The organism is Pseudomonas sp. JQ36 (assembly GCF_053851495.1).
In genome coordinates this window covers 1,145,553-1,170,650 of record NZ_CM132642.1, presented here as the reverse complement: position 1 = coordinate 1,170,650, position 25,098 = coordinate 1,145,553, and the positions used below count along the sequence as shown (strand labels likewise).

24 protein-coding genes are annotated in these 25,098 nt (G+C 60.3%); 13 read left to right on the top strand and 11 right to left on the bottom strand.

Going from position 1 to position 25,098, the window contains the following annotated elements; genetic code table 11:
* The first annotated feature begins 9 nt into the window (after positions 1–9).
* Positions 10–951, top strand: coding sequence for a class I SAM-dependent methyltransferase (locus tag ACS4NR_RS05275; protein WP_456019285.1), 942 nt, complete (start codon positions 10–12; stop codon positions 949–951).
* Between the two features lie 357 nt (positions 952–1,308).
* On the top strand, positions 1,309–5,085 hold the full coding sequence (locus tag ACS4NR_RS05270; protein ID WP_456019284.1) for a YncE family protein: 3,777 nt from the start codon (positions 1,309–1,311) through the stop codon (positions 5,083–5,085).
* A 190-nt stretch (positions 5,086–5,275) separates the two neighbouring features.
* Here ACS4NR_RS05270 and ACS4NR_RS05265 read toward each other — a convergent pair whose 3' ends face one another.
* The 3 genes from ACS4NR_RS05265 to ACS4NR_RS05255 all read right to left on the bottom strand — a co-directional run bounded on the left by ACS4NR_RS05265 (position 5,276) and on the right by ACS4NR_RS05255 (position 7,648).
* A complete protein-coding gene (locus tag ACS4NR_RS05265) occupies positions 5,276–5,635 on the bottom strand; it encodes a DUF6124 family protein (protein WP_456019283.1) in 360 nt (119 codons plus the stop codon).
* 154 nt (positions 5,636–5,789) lie between these two features.
* Positions 5,790–6,161, bottom strand: coding sequence for a DUF6124 family protein (locus tag ACS4NR_RS05260; protein WP_456019282.1), 372 nt, complete (start codon positions 6,159–6,161; stop codon positions 5,790–5,792).
* A gap of 707 nt (positions 6,162–6,868) precedes the next feature.
* Positions 6,869–7,648: a helix-turn-helix transcriptional regulator gene (locus ACS4NR_RS05255; protein ID WP_456019281.1), complete on the bottom strand. Its 780-nt coding sequence runs from the start codon at positions 7,646–7,648 to the stop codon at positions 6,869–6,871.
* Positions 7,649–7,759: 111 nt separating this feature from the next.
* Between ACS4NR_RS05255 and ACS4NR_RS05250 the strand changes: the two genes are divergently transcribed.
* Positions 7,760–8,875 carry an extracellular solute-binding protein gene (locus ACS4NR_RS05250; RefSeq protein WP_456019280.1) on the top strand — a complete coding sequence of 372 codons (1,116 nt, stop codon included), beginning with the start codon at positions 7,760–7,762 and terminating at the stop codon, positions 8,873–8,875.
* Positions 8,876–9,021: 146 nt separating this feature from the next.
* On the top strand, positions 9,022–10,140 hold the full coding sequence (locus ACS4NR_RS05245) for a DmpA family aminopeptidase (protein ID WP_456019279.1): 1,119 nt from the start codon (positions 9,022–9,024) through the stop codon (positions 10,138–10,140).
* 97 nt (positions 10,141–10,237) lie between these two features.
* On the opposite strand, the gene ACS4NR_RS05240 is transcribed toward ACS4NR_RS05245, so the two are convergent.
* Entirely contained in the window at positions 10,238–10,825 is a 588-nt protein-coding gene (locus tag ACS4NR_RS05240; protein WP_095139033.1) for an NAD(P)H-dependent oxidoreductase, read from the bottom strand.
* Positions 10,826–10,911: 86 nt separating this feature from the next.
* Here ACS4NR_RS05240 and ACS4NR_RS05235 point away from each other — a divergent pair, with 86 nt between their 5' ends.
* A complete protein-coding gene (locus ACS4NR_RS05235) occupies positions 10,912–11,550 on the top strand; it encodes a TetR/AcrR family transcriptional regulator (protein ID WP_456019278.1) in 639 nt (212 codons plus the stop codon).
* Between the two features lie 192 nt (positions 11,551–11,742).
* On the opposite strand, the gene ACS4NR_RS05230 is transcribed toward ACS4NR_RS05235, so the two are convergent.
* Positions 11,743–12,429 (bottom strand): GNAT family N-acetyltransferase, encoded by a 687-nt coding sequence (locus tag ACS4NR_RS05230; protein WP_456019277.1) that lies wholly within the window; start codon positions 12,427–12,429, stop codon positions 11,743–11,745.
* 257 nt (positions 12,430–12,686) lie between these two features.
* On the opposite strand from ACS4NR_RS05230, the gene ACS4NR_RS05225 reads away from it, so the two are divergent.
* Together ACS4NR_RS05225 and ACS4NR_RS05220 are read left to right on the top strand one after the other, a co-directional pair.
* Entirely contained in the window at positions 12,687–13,010 is a 324-nt protein-coding gene (locus ACS4NR_RS05225; RefSeq protein WP_456019276.1) for a YXWGXW repeat-containing protein, read from the top strand.
* Between the two features lie 41 nt (positions 13,011–13,051).
* The gene (locus tag ACS4NR_RS05220; RefSeq protein ID WP_047601629.1) at positions 13,052–13,264 is read left to right on the top strand and encodes a YXWGXW repeat-containing protein; all 213 of its coding nucleotides are present in this window, start codon (positions 13,052–13,054) and stop codon (positions 13,262–13,264) included.
* Positions 13,265–13,279: 15 nt separating this feature from the next.
* Here ACS4NR_RS05220 and ACS4NR_RS05215 read toward each other — a convergent pair whose 3' ends face one another.
* From ACS4NR_RS05215 to ACS4NR_RS05205, 3 genes are all read right to left on the bottom strand, one after another.
* Positions 13,280–13,840 carry a YceI family protein gene (locus ACS4NR_RS05215; protein WP_456019275.1) on the bottom strand — a complete coding sequence of 187 codons (561 nt, stop codon included), beginning with the start codon at positions 13,838–13,840 and terminating at the stop codon, positions 13,280–13,282.
* Between the two features lie 92 nt (positions 13,841–13,932).
* Entirely contained in the window at positions 13,933–14,928 is a 996-nt protein-coding gene (locus ACS4NR_RS05210) for an acyltransferase family protein (protein ID WP_456019274.1), read from the bottom strand.
* Between the two features lie 108 nt (positions 14,929–15,036).
* A complete protein-coding gene (locus tag ACS4NR_RS05205; protein ID WP_456019273.1) occupies positions 15,037–16,395 on the bottom strand; it encodes an MATE family efflux transporter in 1,359 nt (452 codons plus the stop codon).
* A 126-nt stretch (positions 16,396–16,521) separates the two neighbouring features.
* Between ACS4NR_RS05205 and ACS4NR_RS05200 the strand changes: the two genes are divergently transcribed.
* From ACS4NR_RS05200 to ACS4NR_RS05190, 3 genes are all read left to right on the top strand, one after another.
* Positions 16,522–17,091, top strand: coding sequence for a chorismate mutase (locus tag ACS4NR_RS05200; RefSeq protein WP_095139018.1), 570 nt, complete (start codon positions 16,522–16,524; stop codon positions 17,089–17,091).
* 124 nt (positions 17,092–17,215) lie between these two features.
* Positions 17,216–17,734, top strand: a complete 519-nt coding sequence (locus tag ACS4NR_RS05195; protein ID WP_456019272.1) for a phage infection protein — start codon at positions 17,216–17,218, stop codon at positions 17,732–17,734.
* Between the two features lie 227 nt (positions 17,735–17,961).
* Positions 17,962–19,605 (top strand): sensor domain-containing diguanylate cyclase, encoded by a 1,644-nt coding sequence (locus ACS4NR_RS05190; protein ID WP_456019271.1) that lies wholly within the window; start codon positions 17,962–17,964, stop codon positions 19,603–19,605.
* A 63-nt stretch (positions 19,606–19,668) separates the two neighbouring features.
* Here the strand turns inward: ACS4NR_RS05190 and ACS4NR_RS05185 are convergent, their stop codons facing one another.
* Positions 19,669–20,055, bottom strand: a complete 387-nt coding sequence (locus tag ACS4NR_RS05185; RefSeq protein WP_456019270.1) for a c-type cytochrome — start codon at positions 20,053–20,055, stop codon at positions 19,669–19,671.
* Between the two features lie 65 nt (positions 20,056–20,120).
* The gene (locus ACS4NR_RS05180) at positions 20,121–21,452 is read right to left on the bottom strand and encodes an aminotransferase-like domain-containing protein (RefSeq protein WP_096795617.1); all 1,332 of its coding nucleotides are present in this window, start codon (positions 21,450–21,452) and stop codon (positions 20,121–20,123) included.
* A gap of 88 nt (positions 21,453–21,540) precedes the next feature.
* Here ACS4NR_RS05180 and ACS4NR_RS05175 point away from each other — a divergent pair, with 88 nt between their 5' ends.
* Positions 21,541–22,434, top strand: coding sequence for a DMT family transporter (locus ACS4NR_RS05175; protein WP_096795618.1), 894 nt, complete (start codon positions 21,541–21,543; stop codon positions 22,432–22,434).
* 114 nt (positions 22,435–22,548) lie between these two features.
* On the opposite strand, the gene ACS4NR_RS05170 is transcribed toward ACS4NR_RS05175, so the two are convergent.
* Positions 22,549–23,994, bottom strand: coding sequence for a SulP family inorganic anion transporter (locus ACS4NR_RS05170; RefSeq protein WP_456019269.1), 1,446 nt, complete (start codon positions 23,992–23,994; stop codon positions 22,549–22,551).
* A 159-nt stretch (positions 23,995–24,153) separates the two neighbouring features.
* Here ACS4NR_RS05170 and ACS4NR_RS05165 point away from each other — a divergent pair, with 159 nt between their 5' ends.
* Together ACS4NR_RS05165 and ACS4NR_RS05160 are read left to right on the top strand one after the other, a co-directional pair.
* Entirely contained in the window at positions 24,154–24,444 is a 291-nt protein-coding gene (locus tag ACS4NR_RS05165) for a DUF7693 family protein (protein ID WP_253149987.1), read from the top strand.
* Between the two features lie 83 nt (positions 24,445–24,527).
* On the top strand, positions 24,528–25,073 hold the full coding sequence (locus tag ACS4NR_RS05160; RefSeq protein WP_103369579.1) for a hypothetical protein: 546 nt from the start codon (positions 24,528–24,530) through the stop codon (positions 25,071–25,073).
* Positions 25,074–25,098 lie beyond the last annotated feature (25 nt).

Genomic DNA, 25,098 nt, shown 5'->3' with positions numbered 1-25,098 from the left:
CCGTGACTGATGAACCCTGAAGCCCTCGCCACCCTCCGCGCCCATCTGCTGCCTGCACTCGCCGCGGCACCGAGCGAAACCCGCCGCCTGTTCCATGGCCGCGGGCGTTGCTGGCCGGGGCTGGAACAGTTGACAGTGGACTGGCTGCAAGGCGTGGTGCTGGTCTCGCTGTTCAAGGAGCCGGCGCCCGAGCAACTCGAAGCGCTCAAACTCTTGTTGCTCGACATCAGCACCTCGGCCCAGTGGCAGCAGTCCGGCGCGCACACCCTGCTGGTGCAACATCGTTACCTGCCGCAAAGCACTGCCGAATGGTTGCTGGGCAATGAAATCGACGAGATGAGCATCGTCGAGGGCGGCTTGCAGTACCGCGTCGACCTGGGCCGCAAGCAAAACGCCGGGCTATTTCTCGACATGCGCTACGGGCGCAACTGGGTGCGTGAGCAGGCCGCAGGCAAACGCGTACTGAACCTGTTCGCCTACACCTGTGGGTTTTCCGTCGCAGCCATCGAAGGCGGCGCCAGCCATGTGGTCAACCTCGACATGTCCCGCGCCGCGCTGAGCCGTGGTCGCGACAATCATCGCTTGAACGGGCATGACCTGAGCAAGGTGAGTTTCCTCGGCCACGACCTGTTCAAGTCCTGGGGCAAGGTGATCAACAGCGGCCCGTACGACCTGGTGATCATCGACCCGCCATCGTTCCAGAAAGGCAGTTTTCTGCTGACCAAGGACTACCAGCGCGTGCTGCGCCGCCTGCCGGAACTGCTGACAGCGAACGGCACGGTGCTGGCGTGCATGAATGATCCGTCGTTTGGTTCGGACTTTTTGATCGATGGCGTGACGCAAGAGGCGCCGAGCTTGCGCTTTGAGCAGCGGCTGGAGAATCCGCCGGAGTTTCCGGATATTGATCCTGAGAGCGGTCTTAAGGCGCTCGTCTTCAAACGCCTCGACTGACCCGACATCCCGCGAACCCCACTCATCCCTGTAGGAGTGGGCCTGCTCGCGAAGACTGACTCACCGGCAACCCATTTCTTCAGAAGGACAAAACCCGCCGCCCCGATCAACCGGGGCGGCGGGTTTTGTCGTTTCAGGCCGAGATCAAATCGTACCTGTCTTCAACGAATGATCATTGAGCACGCTGCTGATGATCGCCGCGCTATCCTGCCCACTCGCAATCACCTCAGCGCCCCCCGACCGTTCATCGCAAATACCTCCTCACCTGTAATTTCTGACAGTAGCCACAGCCGTCATCTTCAGCGCTGAATAACTCCATGCCCTTTGTCTTCCGACAGTTCGCACGGAGTTCCGTCCATGCTCGTTCAACCCAAGATGAAAATCTCTGCCCCCCATTCACTGCTGGACCCGCTAGTCCCCGGGCGCCTCTTGCCTTCCGGCCAGTGGGGGATCAACCGGGCGGCGGCGCTGCTCAACTTTCCCGATGACGGTCTGCAAGTCGTCATCCCCATCTGGGCCACCAAGGCTGTCGGCGATACCGTCAAGCTGCTGCTCAATGATCGTGAGGTCGACGGGCGTCCCATCATTGACGCGGCCGAGCTCAAGCAACCGACCCTCTTGTGGGTGGCTCCCCGTCATCTGCAGACAGGTCCTTACCAACTCACCTACGAAATCAAACAGCCCAATCAAAAAGAAGAGCGTCCGGACAAGCCCCTCAACCTCTTCGTCAAACTGGAACTCCCCGGTGGCCAGGACATCGACCCGGGCCCTGGTCACTCCAACCTGTACATGTACATTCCCCCGGAAATCGTCAACGGCGGCGTGGACAAAGACGTTGCCGAAGCGGGAGTGCCGATTGTCATCAGGTCCGCAGCCGGCGGCTTGCCTTACCCTGACATCGCGCAGGGCGACGTCATTCATCTCAGTTGGGGCGGCTTTTTTGAGTATTCCACACCGGTGACCCTGGAGCAGATCAACGATCCAGCGGCAAACCCGATATTGATCACGGTCTCCAAAGCCACTATTGAACGGGCTGGTGACACCGACCTCTTCGGTCTGGCGGTCACCTTCAAGGTGCGCGACATCGTCGGCAATGAATCGGAAGACTGGTGCAAGGCAACCCGCATCGTCGTCACCACCGGCATCGACCTGCTGGCCGCACCGATTGTTCAGGAGGCTGTCAATAATGAACTCGACGCCGATAAACAGGGCGATAACGACATCACGGTGCATGTCACGGCCACACGGCCAGACTTCGAGATGGATGACATCATTCACTTGACCATGCTCGGCACCACCCTGGAGGGCGAAAAAGTCGAAGTCACCGCCCTGCCCCAGACCGTCGACAATATTCCGCATAACTACGAGTTCAAGCTGTCCATTGCGGCCGTGCGTAAACTGGTCAATACCCAGGTCAGTTTCTTCTATCGGCTGGAACGCAGCGGCAGCAGTGACCCGTTACGCTCAAAAGGGCAATTTGTACAAGTCACCGGCGCAGCCCACCGCCTGGCCGCACCGATCATCGAAGAAGCCGAGGGTGACTTCATCGATCCCACGAAGACCCCCATCAACGTCCGCATTCCGTTCGATCCGGCCATTGAGTACGGCATGGGCATTGAGCTGTTCCTGTTGGGTAAAAGTCCGGACGGCAGCACCTTCCTGCCTGAGTTGGAGTGGCACATTCCGGAGGAGTATGAAGTCGAGAATCCCGAAGGTTTCGTCATCACCGTCGATGACTACAACCTCAAGCTCCTTGACGGCGGCACCCTGAAGGGGTGGTACGACCTGCTGATAGCCGAAGGCGACGAGATCCTCAGACGCGAGTCGCTGCACACGAAATTGCTCAATGTGGGTGAACCGAAATTCGAGCTGGACGCCCCGATTGTCCTCGGGGTGGCGAACGGCTTCCTCGACCCGGCCACACTGCCCGGCGGTACCAGTAGACTGACCATCCCCAGGCCTGTGGTGAAGCCATGGGTAGCCAACGACGAGGCCACCTGGAAGTGGGTGGGCGACATCTCCGGCGAGGAGCCCGGGTCCCGCACATTCAATGCCGTAACCGCCCAGCAAGACTGGGTCATCAACCTGGACGCCGCCTTCGTCGCCCAACACATCGAACCGAACCGCGGCAGCAAGATCACCGTCCGCTACCAGCTCTGGCGCCATGCCACAGATGAGACCAGCCTTTCGAATCCATTGGTGTTCACCGTGGGCGTCGCGCTGGAACTGCTCGCCCCCTGGATCAAGGAGAACAACGGCGACAGCGCACTCAACCCGCTGCTGGTCAGGGACACCTTGACCATCGTGGTGCCGGACAACAGCGCGTTGCTGCCAACTGATGAAATCATCGCCACCTGGACTGGCGCACAGGGTACGCCCGCAGGCGGTTCGCACACCTCTGCTCCTCGGCCGCTGGGAAGCAACCGGGAGTTTGCGATTCCGAATAGTGTGGTCGCGTTCAACCTGAACAAAGATGTGAAGGTGTCCTACGTCGTCATCCGCGACGGCAAGCCGCTGCCGTCCCTCGTCTTTGATTTGACTGTGTTGAGCATGCCGCAGAATGAACTGCTCAAACCGATCATCAAGGACGCGGACAACGACGGCGAAGGCCCGGAGTTCAACGTAGGGAATCTGACCAGCAATGCCACCTATCGCATGGGCGTCTGGCCGTTGATTGCCACAGGCCAATATGTCTGGCTGCGTCTGAAAGGGACGAACGCTGATGGCAGCGACTACAACCTGCAGATTCATACGGCACCAGGCTCATACGTCACTGATCAATGGATCGCGCAAGGTTACTACGAGCGAAGCATCGCCCTTGAAGGCTTGAAAAACCTCAAGGATGGCAGCCCGCTGACCATGGAGTTCAAGGCCGCGTTCGGCAAGAACACGAATGAGAGCGAGGCAGTGGACTTCCCTGTGCGTACCTATACCGTAAAGGCCACTCATGAGGCAGAACTGACATTTATCAACCAGCCCTATTTGAAAAAATATAACGACCTGGTCGAGGACATCGTCCTGAACTCAAGTACGACTCAAGGCGTGCCTGTTCCGAATGAAAAAATCACCCTGAACCTGCCAGCAGGCTTCACCTATGCCGACAATGGCAATGGTTCCCGTGACTTCTGGACTGACAATAACGGTATGCTGACCGTTAGTGGTGTGAAAGCCAAAGGAAACCCTGGAACTTACAATTTGATCGCTGTTAGCGGTACTAAAACTGCCACGGCGAGGCTGACGATTGTTGGATATACGGAGTTGGTTGCACACAATACGAGCGCAAAAAATATTGCCATCACGGCGGACGGCTTGCGTGTTTTGACCGTTGATAACTCATACTCCGTCGGGCTCTACGATGCGGTGAACCTATCACAGATTAAGACAACCAGAATCGGTGACTACCCCACCCACGCTGCCATCACGCCGGATGGCTCGCGAGCTTTTATTACAAGTCGGAACATACTCTTTGTCATCGACATGTTGAATCTGTCAGTGATTAAAACCATTGGCATTGAGACAATCCCCTACCCATTCGGGGTTGCCATCACACCAGACGGCGCACACACCTTTGTTAGTGCATTCAACGGAAGTTCAGTCAGCGTCATCAATGTACAGAGCTTGTCAGTGATCAAGACAATATTCACAGGGGCGAATAGTCGACCCTCCGAGATTGCAATCACGCCAGATGGCAAGCAGGCTTTTGTTATCGATAGCCTCAACCAATCTGTCTCGATCATCGATACGAAGAGCTACTTGGTGACTAAGACCATTGCGCTTTTGACCCAGGGCAGCTTGACGGCCATAGGCATCACTCCAGACGGCCTGTATGCGTTTATTGTTGCTAGTGCCGCAAATAAGGTAGTAGTAATCGATGTGCCAAGCCAGTCGGTGAAAAAGAACATTAGCGTGATGCGAGGTTCTAAACATATCGCCATCGCGCCGGGCGGCCGACACGTATTTCTGACTTCGCATGACACCTTTAGTGCTGTTTCGGTCATAGATACGGTAAGTCTGGAAGTAATATTAGACGCTCACCTCCCTGCTATGGGCGTGATGGGAATTGCCATCACGCCCGACGGTACACGTGCCATTGCCTGTAATAACAAATACCTGACGGTCATAGCTGCGGGATAAGCCAAGAGATAAAAAAGGCTATACCAAGGTCTTTCTTGAGAAGTAGGACCTTCTATACCTATATCAGAACTAGACACAATCGCGAGCAAGCTCACGCCTACAGTTTCTTTTGCCGGTCACATAACCTGTGACCAACGAAGATCCACTGTGGGAGCGGGCTTGCTCGCGAAGAGGCCAGAACTGTCAGCGCCTATTCCTTGGGCACAACGTTATCCAGCGCCTGATTCACCGCCAACTCCCCCAGCATCACCACTTGCGCAATGCCCAGCGCCGTATTACGACTCGGCCCCTCCAGCGTGCCGGCGAAATCGCCGAGCATCACCGTGGCCGAGGCCAATGATTCGCAGGCGTTGGCCAGCAGGGATTCGGTGTCGTTTTGTGGATTGACGAGGAACATGCTGCTGGGGGTGTATGGCGTTGCCATGATTTGCGCGGGTGCGAGGTAGTGGTCGAGGGCGCGTTCGGCGGCTTCGTGGAGTTTTCTGGAGTTGAGGGATTCGTAGGGTGATAGCGGGTCTGTGATTGGCGGATTGGGCTTGGTTTCGGACATCAGCTGGAACTCCGATCGAGGCACTTTGGAAGAATGACTCCCTGTAGGAGCTGCCGCAGGTTCGGGCCGCGTTCGGACGATCTTTTGATGTTGCTTTTAAAAAACAAGATCAAAAGATCGCAGCCTGCGGCAGCTCCTACAGGGGACCGGGCACTTAGTTCGGCACGCGGCGGCCGTCCAGTACCCGGTTGACCATCAGTTCACTGAGCATGATCACCTGATGCAGCATCAGCATGGCCCGGCGCTGTGGGTTGTCGATGGAGTCGCCGATATCTCGGGCCATATCGCTGGCAGCGGCCAGGGATTCGCAGGCTTCGACGAGCAACGTTTCTTCGTCCACGGTGGGGTCGATGAGGAAGATTCTGTTCGCCTTGCATGACGAGGCTGAAGGGATCGAGATCTTCAGTGCGCCGGGGTTGAGGTAGAAATTGATGGCGCGGTCGGTTGCCGCTTTTATCTTCTGCGGGTCGAGGGCTGAGTCGTATGGGATCGAAGTGTCCGGGGGATTGGGTGTGGCTTTGAACATGGATGTACTCCTATTGCAGTTCTTCAGGAGCCATCACTCTCGCTACCAAACGAGGGGTGGTGGCCATACGCGGGTTGGTAGACCGGCTGCAATAGGAACCCGGCGCTCACGAGTGAGCCCCACGCATGACCACCATAAAACCGAGCCCCGCAAAGGGACTGCATAGGTGTTGCCATACAGCTATTACAGACGGGCTACCAAACCCGATCACTGATTTTCAGTGACAGGGAAAGGATATAGCCCGGCCCATAGCCGTGTAAGCCGGCGGATTCTGGCGTACGCGTAGGTAACGGCGCAAGGCGATGTAGCCGTTATGGCGTAACGGTTCGTGTACTTTAAACGTGGTTGCGGGGTTATGTTTATGTGCGGCGTTTGCTCTGTTGTTTTGATTTTGTCTGGCAGGCCGCTTTCGCGAGCAAGCCCGCTCCCACAGTTGGAATGAGTGCATTCAGGTGGGAGGTTGGTCGGTTGGCAGGCCGCCATCGCTGGCAAGCCAGCTCCCACAATTTGACTGAGTGCATTCAGTTTGGGATTGGTGGGCTGGTAAGCCGCCTTCGCCAGCAGGCTGGCTCCCACAATTAGACTGAGTGCATTCAGATGGGGGTTGGTCGGCTCGCAGGCTGGCTCCTACAATTGGATCGGGTGTATTCAGTTGGGGATTGGTGGACTTTGAGGCCGTCATTGCTGGCAAGCCAGTTCCCACAGGTTCAGGCAGTGGGTGGGCGCAACACCAACGCAAACAGCTCGCCATGCCCAGTCACATTGAGCTTGTGATAGAGATTGCGCCGATGCACCTTCACCGTCTCCGGCGAGATGCCCATCTGCTGGGCGATGGCCTTGCTGGAAAAGCCTTGCAGAATCAGCCGCGCGGTGTCGACTTCACGGGTGGTCAGGCGTGCATCGAAGCAATCGAGCAGCGTCGCAAGATCCCCCGCCACTGGCTCGACGCCGGTCCCTTGCGGCGGCAACAACTGCACATGGCGACGCATCGCCGCCAACACCCAGTCGCGCACACACAGCAGACGGCCCTGCTCGGCCAGGTCGAAAGTCGTCGAGCGCCCGAGTGACAGGCCAAGCACCCCGCCCTCGATGTTGATCATGAACTGCAACTCGTCCTCACCGACCACCGAGCGAAAGTAGCTCTGGTAATACTCGCTGTGCAGAAACTGGTCCGGCGCCACCGAGGCCAGGCTGTGCAGGCCGTCGGCGATGCCGGTCGAGGCGGTTTGGTAGAACGGATCGAGCAGGTACATCCCGGCGCTGTAGCTGGCCAGTTCTTCCTGCTCGTCGGCGCGGCCCTTGCTGTCGAAGTCGATCAGCAATTGCGGTGCCTGCCCCGCCTTCATCAGCGCCACCAGCGCGTTGTCCAGCGGCACCAGCAGGCGCAGCGTGTCGACCAGCGCGCGCCAGAAACCGTCCTGCCCAACCGTGGCAAACACCCGCGCCAGACTTTGATGCACCGGCAACTCCTGCAACAACGCGTCCACGCTCTACCCCTTTTGAGTAACCCATGATGGGAATGGGTCAGGCACGCCCGCCCCGATAGGCTGAGCACTCCTGTCAATCACCGGCCTGCCGCAGGCCAGGAGTGCCGCATCATGCGTTGTCGTCGTGGCTATATCAACCGGGGCATCCACCTTGGCCTGCTCGCCTGTTTTGGCGTCGCATCCGTCGCCAGTGCCGCCGACGCACCGAGCGTGCACGTCTACAACTGGTACGACTACATCGGCCCCAATACCCTGGCTGACTTCAAGCGCGATAGCGGCATTCAACCGGTTTACGACACCTTTGACAGCGCCGAAGTGCTCGAAGGCAAACTGCTGACCAGCCGCAGCGGTTACGACGTGGTGGTGGCGAGCAACTTCAGCCTGCCGACCCTGATCAAGGCCGGCGCCCTCGCCCCGCTGCCGCGCGATCAACTGCCGGGCTGGAAGAATCTGGACAACGATCTGCTGAGCAAACTGGCCAACAACGACCCCGGCAATCAATACGCCGTGCCGTACCTGTGGGGCACCAATGGCATCGGCTACAACGTCGACAAGGTGCGCGCCGCGCTTGGCGACAAGGCGCCGCTGGATTCGTGGGATCTAGTGCTCAAGGAAGAGAACCTCGCCAAGCTTGGCCAGTGCGGGGTGGCGATGCTCGATTCGCCGTCGGAGATGCTCCCGGTGGCCCTGCACTACCTCGGGCTGCCGCCCAACAGCACCAAGCCCGAGGACTATCAGAAAGCCGAAGCGCTGCTGCTCAAATTGCGCCCGCACATCGCCTACTTCAACTCGTCGAAATTCATCAGTGACCTGTCCAACGGCAACATCTGCGTGGCCGTCGGCTGGTCCGGCGCGATGCTCGAAGCCAAAACCAACGCCGAGCAGGCCAACAACGGCGTGAAGATCGCCTACAGCCTGCCCAAGGAAGGCGCGCCGGTGTGGTTCGACACGCTGGTGCTGCTCAAGGATGCGCCGAACCGCGCTCAGGGTCTGGCGTTTATCGACTACCTGCTGCGCCCGGAAGTGATCGCGCCGGTCAGTGATCACCTGTCGTACCCCAACGGCAACCGCGCCGCCACCCCACTGGTGGCTGCGGCCACGCGGGATAACCCGGCGGTGTATCCGTCCGCGTCGGCGATGGCCACCCTGTACACGCTTGAGCCGCTGCCCAAAGCCATCGAGCGCGTGCGCACGCGGGTGTGGAGCAAGATCAAGAACGGTCAGTAACCCCAACACATTTCCCTGTGGGAGCGAGCTTGCTCGCGATGGCGTCTTTGAATTCAACATCTTTGTTGATTGGCTCACCGCAATCGCGAGCAGGCTCACTCCTACAAGGTCCGTGAGTCCTTCAGATTTTTACAGAGAGACAAAACATGAAACCTCGTGCCCGTGACCTGAACATCCGCATCGGCCAGTTGCAACCCGGCCCGCTCAACGCCATCACCGACGTTCCCGGCGTGCGCGTCGGCCACAGTAACGTGCGTGGTCGCAGCGACAGCGGACGTGACATCTGCACCGGCGTCACAGTGATCGAACCGCGTCGCGGCTCGACCAACCAGCAACCGTGTTTCGCCGGGGTGCATGTGCTCAATGGCAATGGCGATGCCACCGGCCTTGAGTGGATTCGCGAGGCCGGGCTGCTGACCAGTCCCGTCGCCTTCACCAACACCCACAGCCTCGGCGTGGTGCGCGATGCGTTGATTGCGCTGGATCGCCAGCAGCAACCGGACGACGGGCGCCTCTACTGGAACATGCCGGTGGTGCTGGAAACCTTCGATGGCTTGCTCAACGACATCAACGGTTTTCACGTCAAACCCGAGCATGTCGCCGAGGCGCTGAATTCAGCACATGACGGCGCCGTTGAAGAAGGTGCCGTCGGTGGCGGCAGCGGCATGATCTGCCACGAATTCAAGGGTGGCATCGGCAGCGCATCCCGGCGTTTGAGCAGCGCTCAGGGCGGCTGGACGGTGGGCGCGATCGTCCAGGCCAACCACGGCATTCGCAGCGAGTTGCGGGTCGACGGTTACCCGGTGGGGCGCTACATGGAGCAGGTAGATTCGCCGTTCCTGCGTGCTTCGCTGCCGCATCCGGGCATGGGCTCGATCGTGGTCTGCCTGGCCACCGACGCGCCGCTGCTGCCGCATCAATGCACGCGTCTCGCGCAACGCGCCAGCCTCGGTCTGGCGCGCAGCGGCGGCGGCAACGAAGACCACAGCGGTGACATCTTCATCGCCTTCGCCACCGGCAACGAACACGTGCCGCCCGCCGCCTACGAGGGCAAAGGCGCGCCGACCTGCGACGGCTTGCGCATGGTCAACAATGACCACATCAGCGAGCTGTTCCTGGCCGCCACCGAAGCAGTCGAAGAAGCGATCATCAACGCCCTGCTCGCCAGCGAGAGCACCGAGGGCAACGGGCATGCGGTATCGGGGCTGGATTCGGAAACGCTGCTCGCCGCCCTCGCCAAGGCCGGCTGGCCCGGCGCGCGCTGACAAAACCTGTAGGAGCTGCGGCACGCTGCGATCTTTTGATCCTGTTTTGAAGATCAAAAGATCGCAGCTTTCGGCAGCTCCTGCAGGAGGTGAGATTTCAGGTGAACATCTGGGCACCGATGTGCCGTGCCGTCTGCAAATGCTCCTGCGGATCACGCACCTCCGACTCCACCATCAGCGTCGAACTGACCACTGTCGCCCCGCTGTAATCGAAAATCCCGTGTTCGATCTGCGCCTTCATCGCCGGGCCATAACCGTGGCGTTCGTAGGCGCGTTCATCGGCCCCTGCAAGGCCGACCAGATGCACGCGCAGGCGCTGCAGCTTCTTCACATGCTTCAGGTCGCCAGCGAAATCGAACGCCCAGCCGTTGCTGAACACCCGATCAATCCAACCCTTGAGCAACGCCGGCATCGACCACCAGTACACCGGGAATACCAGCACCAGGGCGTCGGCCCGATCTATCCGTGCCTGTTCCGCCAATACGTCGGCTGGCGGCCGCGCCTCACGGTGATGCACGGCGAAATCCGCTGCGCCGAACACCGGCTGAAATCCCTCGGCGTACAGATCGGCGATTTCCCGGGTATTGGTAGGGTTGGCGCGGGTCAAGCCCTCGGCAATCTGCGTTGCCACGCTGTGAGTCAGCGAACGCGGTTCGTGATGCGCCACAACAATCAATGCGTGCATGGTCATTCTCCTGTAAGTTTGCGCTGACCAAGGGCTATATACTCTTGGTAAGTTACGAACAGTAAGTTACGTTTGGTATATAAGCGATGTCAACCAAAGAAATGACCGAAGCCGATCCCCCTGCCCAACCACGACGTCGCCTGTCGCGCGAAGATCGCAACCGCCAGTTGCTCGACGTCGCCTGGCAGATCATTCGGGCCGAGGGCACCGATGCGCTGACCCTGGGTTATCTGGCGGACAAGGCCGGGGTCACCAAACCGGTGGTCTACGACCACTTCACCACTCGCTCGGGCTTGCTCGCGGCGCTGTATCGCGACTTCGATACGCGCCAGACTGCGGTGATGGATGCAGCGATCGACCGGTGCCCGCCAACGCTGATCGACACCGCGACGGTGATCGCCACCGCGTACGTCGATTGCGTGTTATTGCAGGGCAATGAGATTCCGGGGGTCATTGCAGCGCTGGGCAGCACTCCGGAGCTGGAAAAGATCAAGCGCGACTACGAGGCAATCTTCCTCGAAAAGTGCCGCAGTGTGCTGCAACCGCTGGCTGCTGGCGGGGAAATCACCCAGGCCGGTTTGCGCGCGATGCTCGGTGCTGCCGAGGCATTGTCGAATGCTGCCGCCAGCGCTGAAATCAGTGCCGGGCAAGCGAAGGACGAATTGTTCGCCACCATCATCGCGATGGTGGAACGGGCCGCCGCCCGTGCGACTAGCGGTACTTGAGTCAGCCTCCGCGCGTTCCCATGATGAAGGTACGCAGGCGCTTGACTCCTGAGCGACTGCGTAGGGAACGGGTGTTCTGAACCCCAAATCAAGCCTGTTCCCTGTTTCATGCGCAGCTTGAGCCTCATGGGCTCTACTTCTCCCCATCAAAGAGCCTTGAGGCTCTTTTTTTGTCCGTTTTTTGCTCCGGACTCAGTGCAGCGTCAGGCGCTGACGGACAAATTCTTCGACGTGACGGGTAGTTTGATCCAGATGCCGGTCGCGCTGTTTTTCGGCATCGAGCATCGCGCGCTTGCCGTTTTTCTGCAGCAGGTAGGTGTGGATCTGCTGCACTTCCAGCGAGCGATAGATCGGCGTGGTGTCGATGAAACCGCGCAGGCCGTTGCTGCGGTAATGCCGGGTGCTCATCAGCACCTGGGTTTCGCGCGCGCCGATCACCTCGAAGCCCAGCGCCTCGAAGTACGGCACCTTGCCGACGCTGCAGGTGAGTTCGGCATGCGGATAACGCGCCACCATCTCGCCAATCATCGCCCGCGCCACCCCTTGGCGCCGATAGCCTTCGCGCACCGCCATATAGGCGACGCTGCACGCTTCCCAGTCGCCTTGCACCGGCAGGTACAAGAGGAAACCAGTAACCCGTTCCGGGTCGTCCTCGGCCGTCGCCACCAGCAACTCCACCTCGGTGCCCTTCTCGCCGTTCAGCGCTTCCAGATACAGATGCACCTCATAGCCGACCGCGTACTGATAGACGTTGTACAGCAGATTGCTCGGGCCAAGACCGACCGCGCTGATGTCGGTGAGGTAATCGACCACCAGTTGCAGAATCTGGCTGTTGACGCTTTCGGGGCATGGGGATTTGTAGTGGGTGATGCGTGGCATGACAGCTGAACTCCGGCGGAAAACCGCGACATCATACCCCGTCCCTACGCATGCTTTATGTAGGAGCTGCCGCAGGCTGCGATCTTTTGATCTTGTGTCTAAAAAACCAAAAGATCGCAGCCTTCGGCAGCTCCTACAGAGAGGATGGTGGTTGACCTGAAGAAAATTTCATCCTGAGTGGACCGGATCTTTCGTCGATTTGGCGTCCAATTCTCCAGCTGCGTTCACTTTTTTCACGCAGGCCTTGAGGAGTTGTCATGAGCGTTTTGCGTTCACTGTTCAAATGGCGAAAAACCCTGTTGCTGGTGCCTGTGACACTGGCGGCGCTGGCCAGTGCGCCAGCGTTTGCCCAGCAGGTGGTGATCGTCCAGCAAGCCCCGCCGCCGATGCGCATGGAAGTGATGCCCGGGCCGCGTCCCGGTTATGTCTGGGATCAGGGTCACTGGCGCTGGGAAGGACGCGGGTACGTGTGGCTGCCCGGCCACTGGCAACCGGTGAGGTACGGCGCGCACTGGCGACCAGGCCACTGGCAGGCACGCGGACCGAACTGGTACTGGATCGAAGGTCACTGGGCCCGTTGAAACCGCCTCGCCTGCCAACTTCATCTATCGGGAACACCACCATGTCACGAACCTTGAAAACCCTGCTCGCCGCCTCACTGGTCGCGATCACCCTGTCGGGCTGCATTGTCGAACCGGTACGGCCGCATCGGCCACCGCCGCCGGTGGAAGTCGTGCCGGTCATGCCAGCGCCCGGTTATCACTGGGTCGCCGGTCACTATCGTTGGGATGGACGTGAGTGGCGCTGGGCGCCGGGACACTGGCGCGCGTATTGATTGCCAGCGGTGGCGTCACTGTTGTGGCGCCACCACCTTGAAGGTGATGGCAATATCGTTGGATACCACTGTGTCCGCCCACTCCCCCGCACCAAGTCCGAATTCGTTGCGCTTGAGCACCAGTTCGCCGTCGAAAATGCCGATCGCGCTGTCCGGTTTCAGCTCGACCGGCACCTGCACCTCGCGGGTGATGCCTTTGACGGTAAGCTGGCCGGCGACCAGATAGTGATTGTCTGCCACGCGGGTAAAACGGCTGGATACGAACACCGCTTCGGGAAAGCGCTGGGTATCGAACCACGCCGGTTTCACCAGCTCGGTATTGGCGTCGTCGCTGCCGGCATTGATGCTGGCCAGGTCGATGTGCAGCGTGGTGTGGGCGCCGGCGAGGTTGTCGCTGTCGAACTGCAGTGTCGCGTCGAACTTGCCGAAGGTGCCATAAACCTGATTGCCGAATTGCTTGTAAATGAAGCTGATCCTGCTGGCGGTAGTGTTGACGCGATTGTATTCAGCGGCCTGCGCGCAGGTCATGACGCACAGGCCGGTGAACAGTGCCACAGTGGTGAATCGGGCACGCATGGGATTCTCCGGACAGGGCAAACCTTCGAGGCCTCGACTGACTTAAGCAAACAACCGGCGAATGCGCCATGTCATTTGTCTGCCGGTGTGGTTCAGGCCGGCGTCTCGACGCCTTGGGCTTGAACGCTCTGCCGCTGCCCGCGACGCAGCCGATGACGCAGCTTCAACGCCGGGCGTTCGACGCAGTAGTAGGAAACCCCGCTCAACGCAAAGGCCAGCACCAGCACCGCCACCACGATGTGGTTGTCGTAGGCAACCGGCCAGAAACCGCGCAAAAAATACATCACCACAAAATGATTGAGGAACACTCCGTAACTGATGTTGCCGAGAAACTCGTCAACCCGGTGATATTTGAAGCGAGTCAGCAGATACACCGCAGGGATGCCCAACGCGATACCCAGGCTCACCTCCGCGTTGAACGGGCGACGTTCGATCAGCCCCGCCATGATCGCGACGAAGAGCAACCCTGCCAGCACCGCTGTACCAGCGGCGATTGCCACTCCTTTGGCCTGAGACCGATACAGATAACTGCCGCACAGGAAGATAAAAAGTACCCCGGGCAGCAACCGGTAACCGTAGACATCCGTGTTGAGGTAACCCAGACACGCCAGCATGAAAATGCCGAGCGAGAGCACAAATGCAGCGCCCCGCAGCTTGAAAATCAGCAGGAACGGGATCACCAGGTAGAAACACATCTCCAGGCCGAGCGACCAGGCCGGGGGGACGATTTCGGTTCCCGCCACTCCGAACATGTAGAAGCCGAGCGGCAGCATGAGCACGCTGCTGGCGATCGTTTTGAGCGTCAGCTCCGCCGCCTGAGGAGTGCCGGGCAGAAGGAAATGGATCACCGTACAAGAGAGGAGGAAGTAGAACAGGAACTGCGGGTACAACCGCAAGGCCCTGTCCACGTAGAACAGGCCGATTTTCCCGGGGACACTGTAGTTGCGCTCGATCAGCGAAGTCATGACAAACCCGCTGATGATCAGAAAGGAGATGACCGCGACCACTCCCGGATTGAACCCTGCGACCGTCTTGCCCATATGAGAAACGGCGACCAGAACGGCCAGCAACAGACGGAACGCTCCCATCGATACCCTCAAGCATCCTTATTGTTATGGCGGGTAAGCTACGACGCTTTGATCGACAATGCCAGCGACACGAAAAAGGGCCACCCCCGGGACGACCCTCTTTGTTCGTCAGACCAGCCGCTCGATCTTCTGATGCTGCCAGACCAGTTTGTAATACAGCGTCTGCAACACCAGCATGCCCAGATACGCCACCGGGAACGCCATCCACACGCCTTGCAGGCCGTACTGCCCATCCAGCCAGTAAGCCGCCGGCAACTGCACGCCGACCACGCAGACAATCGCAATAATGACCGGCACCAGCACCGTTCCGCTGGCGCGCATGATGCCGCCGATGATCGCCTGGAAACCGAACACCAACAGGCTCCACAACATGATGTGCAGCAAGTGCTCAGCCATCGCCCGGGTCGAATCTTCGGTCAGGAACAATCCCAGCAACCAGTGCGACAACAGGTAACCGAGCACGATCAAACCGCCGGTCAGGCCCACGTTGATCACCAGCCCGGTGCGCAGGATCGCTGCCAGGCGCTGCAGTTGCCCGGCACCAATGGCCTGCGCGCCAAGAATCGATGCGGTGATCGCGATCGACAGCGCCGGAAACTGCACGTAGTTGACGATCTGCGTCACCGCGCCATAGGCCGCTGTCGCCTGCGAGCCGTGCTGGTTGACCAGCGCCAGAATCACCAGCTCCGACAGCGACAACACAATCATCTGCACCCCGGTCGGCAGGCCGATGCGCAGCACTTTGCCGAGAATCGCCGCGTCCAGCCGCAGTGCCGCGAAGAACTCGCGGTCCGGCGCCAGCGGATGTTTGTTGCGAATCAGCCGCCACGCCAGCCATGCCATTGCCGACAGGTTACCGGCCAGACCCGCGTAGGCGGCGCTCTGAATGCCCAACTGCGGCAGACCGAACCAGCCGCGAATCAACGCCGGGGTCAGTGCCAGCCCGACCGAGGTCGACACGATCAGCGCCAACAGTGGCGACACGGTATCGCTGACCCCGCGCAGCAATTGCGTGAACAGCACAAACACCAGCATCGATGGCAGAATCCACATCATCACGTGCGCATACGCCACTGCGTCGTCCAGGACATCCGCCGGCGTCCCCAGCCCTTGCAAGGCCTGCCGCGCAAACACGCTGCCGAGTACCGCCGCCAGCAAACCGATCAACACCCCCAGCAACAGCGTTGCCCCGGCGATCGCCTTGACCATGTGTGCCTCGCGTGCGCCCCACGCCTGACCGATCAACACCCCGGCGCCCGCGCCCAGGCCGATCACCAGCGCGATGAAGAAAAAGATCACCGGAAACATCCCCGACACCGCCGCCAGCGCCTGCGTACCGAGCATCTGCCCGATGTAGATGCTGTTGACCGTGCCCGACATCGATTGCAGGAAGTTGGACAACACCATCGGCGCAAGGAACAACAGGTAGGTTTGCCAGAGCGGTTTGATGGTGCTGGGGGTTTGCATTGAGGATCGTTCTCGGGGTGGGAGATGCGAGGGATATTACGCTAGATGGGCGGGATAAAGTCGGTCGACATCGCCTCTGCTCAAGGCTTAAATGTCGGCACTATTTTTTGTGGAACGCGCCTGCCCATGACTCCGTTGCGAAATGCTCTGACCTGTTCCCTGCTGGTTCTTTTCAGTCACATGGCGCACGCCGACGAGCCCCCTGCTTCCTCCGAAGCATTGCGTCCTTTGCTGACCACCCTGAACGAACGCCTGAACATCGGCGACCTCGTCGCCCTGACCAAATGGGACAGTGGCAAGCCGATTCAGGACAGCCCGCGCGAAGCCCAGGTCATCGCCAATGCCCGCACTTTGGCGACCGAATACCAGCTCGACCCCGAAGACGTCGCCCAGTTGATCGCTGCACAAATGGAAGCGAACAAACTGGTGCAGTACGGATTGCTCGCGCAATGGCAAGCGGCTGGTGTGGCGCCAGACACCCCGCGACCGGATCTGGCCAAGCAGATTCGTCCGCGCCTGGATGAATTGCAGACCCGCCTGCTGCGCCAGTACGCCGACTTCGCGCCGCATCGCCGCGACCCGAATTGCCCGGTCTGGCTGGCCAAGGCTCGGCAGGGTCTGACCCACGACGCACTGCATGATCTGGCCCTGACCCGCGCCACCGGCGAGCTATGCATTCGGGTGCAGAAGCTCTGAATCAGGCGTTCCGGCTTACATCGCTGGCGTCGATAGTCACCATCACGCCAATGAAGTTCTCATAAAAAATCCGCGGCGTAACATCAGCTCCATACCAACCCAATACACCCCGGAGCACACGATCATGAAACGCCAAACCATCCTCGGCATCGCTTTCTCGGTTCTTGCAGTTAACGCTTTTGCAGCAACACCCGCTCACACCCTGGTCGCTGAAGGCGGCTCGGACAAGTTGATTGAAAGCCGTCTGGCTGAAGGTGGTTCTGATCGTTTGCTGGAACGCCGCGTTGCCGAAGGTGGCTCGGATCGTCTGCTGGAGCGCCGTGTCGCTGAAGGTGGCTCGGATCGTCTGCTGGAACGCCGTGTTGCCGAAGGTGGTTCGGATCGTCTGCAGGAACGTCGCGTCGCTGAAGGTGGTTCGGATCGTCTGATGGAGCGCCGCGTGGCTGAAGGTGGTTCGGATCGTCTGATGGAGCGCCGCGTGGCCGAAGGTGGCTCGGATCGTCTGCTGGAACGCCGCGTTGCCGAAGGTGGCTCGGATCGTCTGATGGAGCGCCGCGTTGCCGAAGGTGGCTCGGATCGTCTGCTGGAGCGCCGCGTTGCTGAAGGTGGCTCGGATCGTCTGATCGAAAGCCGCAATGCCTGAAACAACGGTTCTGAAGCAGTCAAAGAAAGCCCGGCCTGATCAGCCGGGCTTTTTCATTTCGTCGTTTGCAGCCGTGGTTCTTTTCAACAACTCGCGTCGGAAACGATCTTGCCACGCAGAGCATTGGCGAAACTTCCGACGGTGCTTATCCGAAGCGACCGACTGGCAGCCCGACGCTTAATGCGCATACCATGCGGCCACAACGTCCAAACAGAATTTGCCTGCCCATGCTCAAAGCCAGTCTGCGAAGCCACCTGACCCTCTGGTTCGCCGGTTTGTCCCTGCTGACCCTGGTGAGCGTCGGCTTATATGTCGGTCATATCGCCACCGAACAGACGAAACAGGTCAGCGGCAATTCATTGCTCAATACCGCGCGTTCGGCGGCGACGCTGCTCGGTGACCAGTTGCGCGAACGCCAGCTCGAGGTTTACCTGCTCAGCCGTGCGCCGCATCTGGAGCGCGGCGATCTCGACAACCCGGCAATTCTCAAATCGATGCAACTGCGCACCCAGGCCCGGGCCGAGTATGCGTGGATGGGCGTGACCGATGCCGACGGCCATGTGCATCAAGCGGTCAACAATTTGCTGGTCGGGCAATCGGTACAGCAGCGGCCATGGTTCCAGGCTGGCCTGCGGGGTGAGTACACCGGTGACCCGCACGAAGCGGTGTTGCTGGCCAAACTGCTGCCGGGAACGCCCAACGGCGAACCGCTGCGGTTCATCGATTTCGCCGCCCCGATCCGCAACGCCGACGGCCAGGTGGTTGGCGTGCTGGGGGCGCACGCGCACTGGAGCTGGGTGACGCGTATCGTCGAATCGGCAGCGTTCTCACATAAAAATGCATCGCCGGATATCGAAGCGCTGATCATCGATCATGACGGTAAGGTGCTGTACCCGGAAGCATTGATGGGCCAACAACTGGCGGTGAATGTGTCGAAGTTGCCGGGCTGGTCGGTCGGCAACGGTTACCTGACCAGCATGGTCACCGTACCGACGCCTTCGAGTACTGCGCTGTCCTGGTCGATTGCCGTGCGCCAGCCACTGGACACCGCTCTGGAGCCGGCGCGCCTGCTGCTCTATAAATTGTTGTTGCTGGGTGTGGCCGCCGCCGTGGCATTCGGGCTGGTGGCGTACTATCTGGCGCAGTATCTGAGCCGGCCGATCGAGCAACTCGCGCACTCGGCCAAACAGGTGCAGAACCAGCAGCCCGGTGCACACTTCCCGCTGCAGCACCCGGTGCGGGAAATCGCTCAGCTTGGGCAGTCGATCGACGCCATGACCCAGTCGCTGCTGGCCAAGGAGCGCGAACTGCAGGAAGCCAACGCCTCGCTGGAAGCCACCGTCGCCCAGCGCACCGCCGCTCTTATGCAAGCCAATGCCGAACTGTTGAACCTGGCGACCCACGATGCCCTGACCGGTGTCTACAACCGCCGCCGCTTCGATGAAAAACTTAGCGAATACAGCCTGCTGTTCCGCCGCACCGGGCGACCGTTTGCCCTGCTGCTGATCGACGCCGATCACTTCAAGCGCATCAACGACACCTACGGCCACGCGATTGGCGACGACGTGCTGCAGCAATTGGCGCAACTCATTCAGGTCAGCGTGCGTGCCACCGATTTCGTCGCCCGTTACGGCGGCGAGGAGTTCGCCGTATTGCTACCGGAAGTCGCCCAGCCTGATACACCGGAGGTGGTCGCGGAAAAAATCCGTACCGCCGTGGCCCAGGCGCACTTTGCTGACATCGGCCAGGTCACGGTGAGCATTGGCGTCGCGCTGGCCGACCCGGCGGACAACAGCCACACAATGCTGATCAAACGTGCCGACCAGCAGTTGTATCAGGCGAAAGCGGCGGGCCGCAATCAGGTGGCTTGATCGGCCCTCTTTGACTTCGCAAATGCCGTTGGCCTGGTTTGCCGGGCCGACCGAGCAAAATCTTTAATTGGGGAACTGCTGCAGATACGCCAACAAATTATCGATCTTCTCCTCATCACTCAGCCCCCAGAAAATCATTCGTGTGCCCGGCACCACGTCCTTTGGATCTTTCAGATACGCGGTCAGCGTTTCTCGGTCCCAGGTCTTGCCCGAGTTTTTCATCGCCTCGGAATACACGTAATTGGCCGAGGTCCCAGCGGCTCGACCGATAATGCCGTTGAGTTGTGGGCCGAATCCCGAACGCGCATCCGGGCCAACCTGGTGGCAGCCGCCGCACAGGCGCGGGAAGATCTTTTCGCCGGCTTGCGGATCGCCTGCGGCGCGGGTGGTCGAGCTGAACAGTACGGCGGTGGCGGTCAAGGCAAGCAAGAGTGCAACGGTGTTTTTCATCTAAGGTTCCGGAACGGCTTGAATCTGGCTGCGCAAGGGTAACATCTGTCCCCCCGGGCCTCGTTTTACAGGTAAGCGGCAATGACCTTCCTGACGGTGGTCAAGGCCTGCCGCAATACATCCATTTCCACCGAACCCAGGGCCAGTCGAATGGCATGCGGCACATGCGCCGATACGGCGAACGGCTCGGCGGTGGTGACCGAAATCTGCTTCTGCATCAGCTCCACCACAATCTGATCGGCACGCACGTCTTCCGGCAAGGGCAGCCACAGGAAATACGAGTTCGGATGGGCGACGCACGGCAACCCTTTGAGCAACTCGGCAGCCAGCGCCTGGCGCGCCTGAGCATCGTGGCGTTTTTGCGCTTCCAGCTCGATCACGGTGCCGTCGTCGAGCCAGCCACAGACAATCGCGGTCATCAGTCCCGGGGTGTTCCAGGTGGTTGCGCGGATCACCCGCTCCAACGCAGGAACGTGGGCCGCAGGCGCAGCAATGAAACCGACGCGCAGGCCGGTGGCGATGTTCTTCGAAAGGCCCGAGACGTACACCGTGCGCTCAGGCGCCAGGTCGATCAGAGGACGCGGCGGGTCTTCCACCAGAAAAGCGTAGGCCGCGTCTTCAATAAGGGTCAGATCATGCCGTCGCGCGATGGCAGCCAATTCTTCGCGCTGCTCGATAGGCATCACCCAACCAAGCGGGTTGTGCAGCGTCGGCATGCTGTACACCGCACGCACCGAGCGACTGCGGCAGAGTTTTTCCAGCGCGGCCAGATCCGGCCCCTGCTCGTTGACCGGGATCGCCACCACTTCCAGATGCAACGCCTCGGCCAGCACTTTGAACCCGGAATAGGTCAACGCATCGGCGGCGATCACATCGCCGGGCTTGAGCAACGCCATCAGCGTCACCGCCAGCCCCTGCTGGGCGCCGTTGACCAGCAGCACTTGCTCGGCGTCGACGTTGACACCGCGACTGAGCAAATGGCGCGCGACCGAAGCCCGTTCGTGGGCCCGGCCGGCATGGGGCTGATAGCGCAACAACGCTTCCAGATCTCCCGACAACGCCAACTGGCGCAGTGCGGTGCGCAACAATTGCGTCTGACCGGGCAAGGACGGGTAGTTGAAATTGAGGTCGATCATGCCGACGGCCACGTCTTTCTGGTCGATGCCCTGCCCCGGCGACAACGAGGTTTCGCGCACGAAGGTGCCGCGCCCGGTTTCGCCGCTGACCAGCCCCATGGCTTCGAGTTCGGCGTACACCCGCGAGGCCGTGACCAGTGCCAGCCCTTCCTGCGTGGCCAGTTGCCGGTGCGTCGGCAGGCGGGTGCCGGGCGCCAGACGTCCGGTGCGAATGTCGGCGGCGTAAGTGTCGACGAGGGTCTTGTAACGAGAGCGGGACATGTCGGGATGTATCCATGACAATTTTTTGATTGTCCTGATTCTCGATCATAGGATTATCTCAAAGCAACCCACAATGAGTGTGAATCGTATGGAAAGGACTTCAAACGTGAGCAACCCGGCACTGGAAAAAACCAGCGGCTGGATCAATGGCTTTATTGGCGTGGTGTGCTTCAGCGGCTCGCTTCCGGCTACGCGTCTGGCAGTGCTGGAGTTTGACCCGGTGTTTCTCACCGTCGCGCGCGCCGCCATTGCCGGCGTCCTGGCCGTTGCCCTGTTGTGGTTGTTCCGTGAGCGGCGACCGTCCAGGGATCAGTGGTTTTCGTTGTTGATCGTGGCATTGGGCGTCGTGCTCGGCTTCCCGCTGCTGACCGCGTTGGCATTGCAGCACGTGACATCGGCGCATTCGATCGTCTTTGTCGGCTTGCTGCCATTGGCCACTGCGCTGTTTGGCGTGTTGCGCGGTGGCGAGCGTCCCCGCCCGGTATTCTGGTTCTTCTCGATCCTCGGCAGTGCTCTGGTGGTGGGGTTCGCCTTGTCACAGGGATTGTCCGCCTCGCCCACCGGTGACCTGCTGATGCTGGCCTCGATTCTGGTCTGTGGTCTGGGTTATGCCGAAGGCGCAAAACTGTCGCGCACCCTGGGTGGCTGGCAGGTGATCTGTTGGGCGCTGGTCTTGTCGCTGCCCCCGATGGCAATTGCGAGCCTGTGGCTGGCCCCACCATCCTTCAGCGGCATCAGCGTGTCGGCATGGGTCTGTCTGGGCTACGTTTCGCTGTTCAGCATGCTGATCGCGTTCGTGTTCTGGTATCGCGGTCTGGCCCAGGGCGGGATTGCCGCGGTTGGTCAACTGCAGTTGCTGCAACCGTTTTTCGGCCTGGCGCTGGCAGCGACGTTGCTGCATGAGCAAGTCAGCATCGGCATGCTGGTGGTGACGGTGGGCGTGATTCTTTGTGTGGCCGGGGCGAAGAAATTTTCCCGATAGTGATCTTTGGCATCGCCGCTGTCGGAGCGGGCTTGCTCGCGAAGGCGTAATGGCAGTCGATACCGTTTCACCGACATACCGCCTTCGCGAGCAAGCCCGCTCCCACAACTGCAATCAGTGGTGTTCGACGCCGGCGCGTTTCAACAGCTTCTTGCAGCGCTCGGACAGATGAAACACCTGCAGCTCCTTGCCCGCCTTTTCGTAACGCTCGCGCAGGGTCTTCAACGCGGCAATCGCCGAGTAATCGACGAAGCTCAAATGCCGGCAGTCCAGGGTCACCCGGGCCGGGTCATTGGCCGGGTCGAACTGGTTGAGGAACGGCGTGGTCGAGGCGAAAAACAGCGTGCCGTGCAGGCGGTAGAGCTTGCTGCCGTCGGCTTCCAGATGCTCATCGGCGTACAACTCGCGGGCCTGCTGCCAGGCGAAATTCAGCGCGGCGATGATAATCCCGCAGAGCACGGCGGTGGCCAGATCGGTGAACACGGTGATCGTGGTCACGGCGATGATCACCAGCACATCGTTGAGCGGCACTTTGTTCAACACCCGCAACGACGCCCAGGCAAAGGTTTGCTGCGAGACCACGAACATCACCCCCACCAGTGCCGCCAGCGGAATACGCTCGATCAGCGGAGACAGAAACAGGATGAACAGCAGAATCAGCACCCCCGCCACCACCCCGGACAAACGCCCGCGGCCGCCAGAGCTGAGGTTGATCACGGTCTGGCCGATCATCGCGCAACCGCCCATGCCACCGAACGCGCCGGAGACCACGTTCGCCGCGCCCAGCGCCACGCACTCGCGATCCGGGTAGCCGCGGGTTTCAGTGATTTCGTCGGTGAGGTTCAGGGTCAGCAGGGTTTCCAGCAGGCCGACCAGTGCCATCAGAATCGCGTACGGGGCGATGATGCGCAGGGTTTCCAGCGTCCACGGGATGTCCGGCAGCGCGAAGCTCGGCAGACCGCCGGCGATGTGCGCCATGTCGCCGAGGGTGCGCGTCGGCAGGCCGAACAGGTAGACCAGCAGGCCCACGCCGAGGATCGCCACCAATGCCGGCGGCACCGCGCGGGTCAGGCGCGGCAGGATGTAGACGATGGCCATGGTCAGCAGCACCAGCCCGGTCATCAGGTACAGCGGCATGCCGCTGAGCCAGTGTTCGCCGCTCTTGAAATGCTCCAGTTGCGCCAGTGCAATGATGATCGCCAGGCCGTTGACGAAACCGAGCATCACCGGGTGCGGCACCATGCGCACCAGTTTGCCCAGGCGCAACAAGCCGAACGCCATCATGATCAAACCACCGAGCAACACCGTTGCCAGCAAGTACTGCACACCGTGCTGCACCACCAGCGCGACGATTACCACCGCCATCGAGCCCGCCGCCCCGGAGACCATTCCCGGCCGGCCGCCGAACAACGCCGTCAGCGTACAAATGATGAAGGCGCCGTACAGGCCCATCAGCGGATTGAGATGCGCCACCAGCGCGAACGCAATGCATTCGGGCAACAGGGCAAACGAGGTGGTGAGTCCGGCCAGGACATCGGCGCGCAGACGTTTCGGTTTCATGGCTTACCTGACTGAGCGGCCCACGAGGGGTGGCCGCGGATGTTCGCGAAAATGAGGGGTGCGAATGTTACGGAATAGTTCGGAATCGGGCCAGTGATCGCTGACACCCGTCGACGCGCGATTTATCCTGACGCGCTTCTGCCCCCATCGAGTACGACCATGACTGCACTGCTGACCGCCCGCGACGTTTGCCAGCGCTTGCGCGAGGCTGCGCTGGGTGTGCTGATGTTCAACAGATCCGAGACACCCAGTGATGCCGGACTGGTCGCGGTCGATATCGAGGGCTGGCGCCTGTTGCTGGATTTTGAGGGTGGGCACTTGCATCACTGTGAACAGTGCCGCTGCCCGGATGGCCGCGAATGGCAATTCAACAGCCGTTACGGCACCGACCCGGTGAATCTGCTCAGTACCTGGGAACTGGCGCAGATCGAGAATCTGTTGAAGCACTGAGCGCTTCACGGGTGAAGTCGGTTGCTCAATGATGGCACTCTGCCCATAATTCGCCCCCCTTATTCCTCACGCAAGGAAACGCCGTGAACAAGTCTTTGTTGTTGATCCCGATGCTGGCCGTGCTGCTGCAAGGTTGTGGCATGACCATGACCCGCTATGAGCCGAGCTACGAGAACGTCCAGAAGCTCAAGCAGACCCCGCCCCTGCAGGCGATCAGCAATCCTCAGGTAACTGCCGAGTCTGGCGAAGGTTCGTTGACTGTGCGGGCCAATCCGGTGCGCTCGCCATCCGGCAGCATCCCGGCGCACATCCAGGACGCGATCACCGAAGAACTGCGCAAGGCCGGTCTGCTTGATCCGCAGGCTCAGCGTCAGTTGAAAGTGCTGGTGGTGAAGAACAACCTGTCGGCCGGCATGGGCACGGGCGATGGCGAACTCGCTGCACGCTTCACCCTGCTTAATGGGCAGAACGTGGTTTACGACGCGACCAAGCATGTCAGCAGCCAGTGGAGCAGCAGCTTCTTTGGTTTCATTGCGATTCCGAACGCGGTCAACGCCTATAACCCGATGCTGCGCGATCTGCTGAAGGAACTGTACAGCGATCCTCAGTTCATCCAGGCCCTGAAGTAAGGGCAAAAAAAGAGCCGCGATTGCG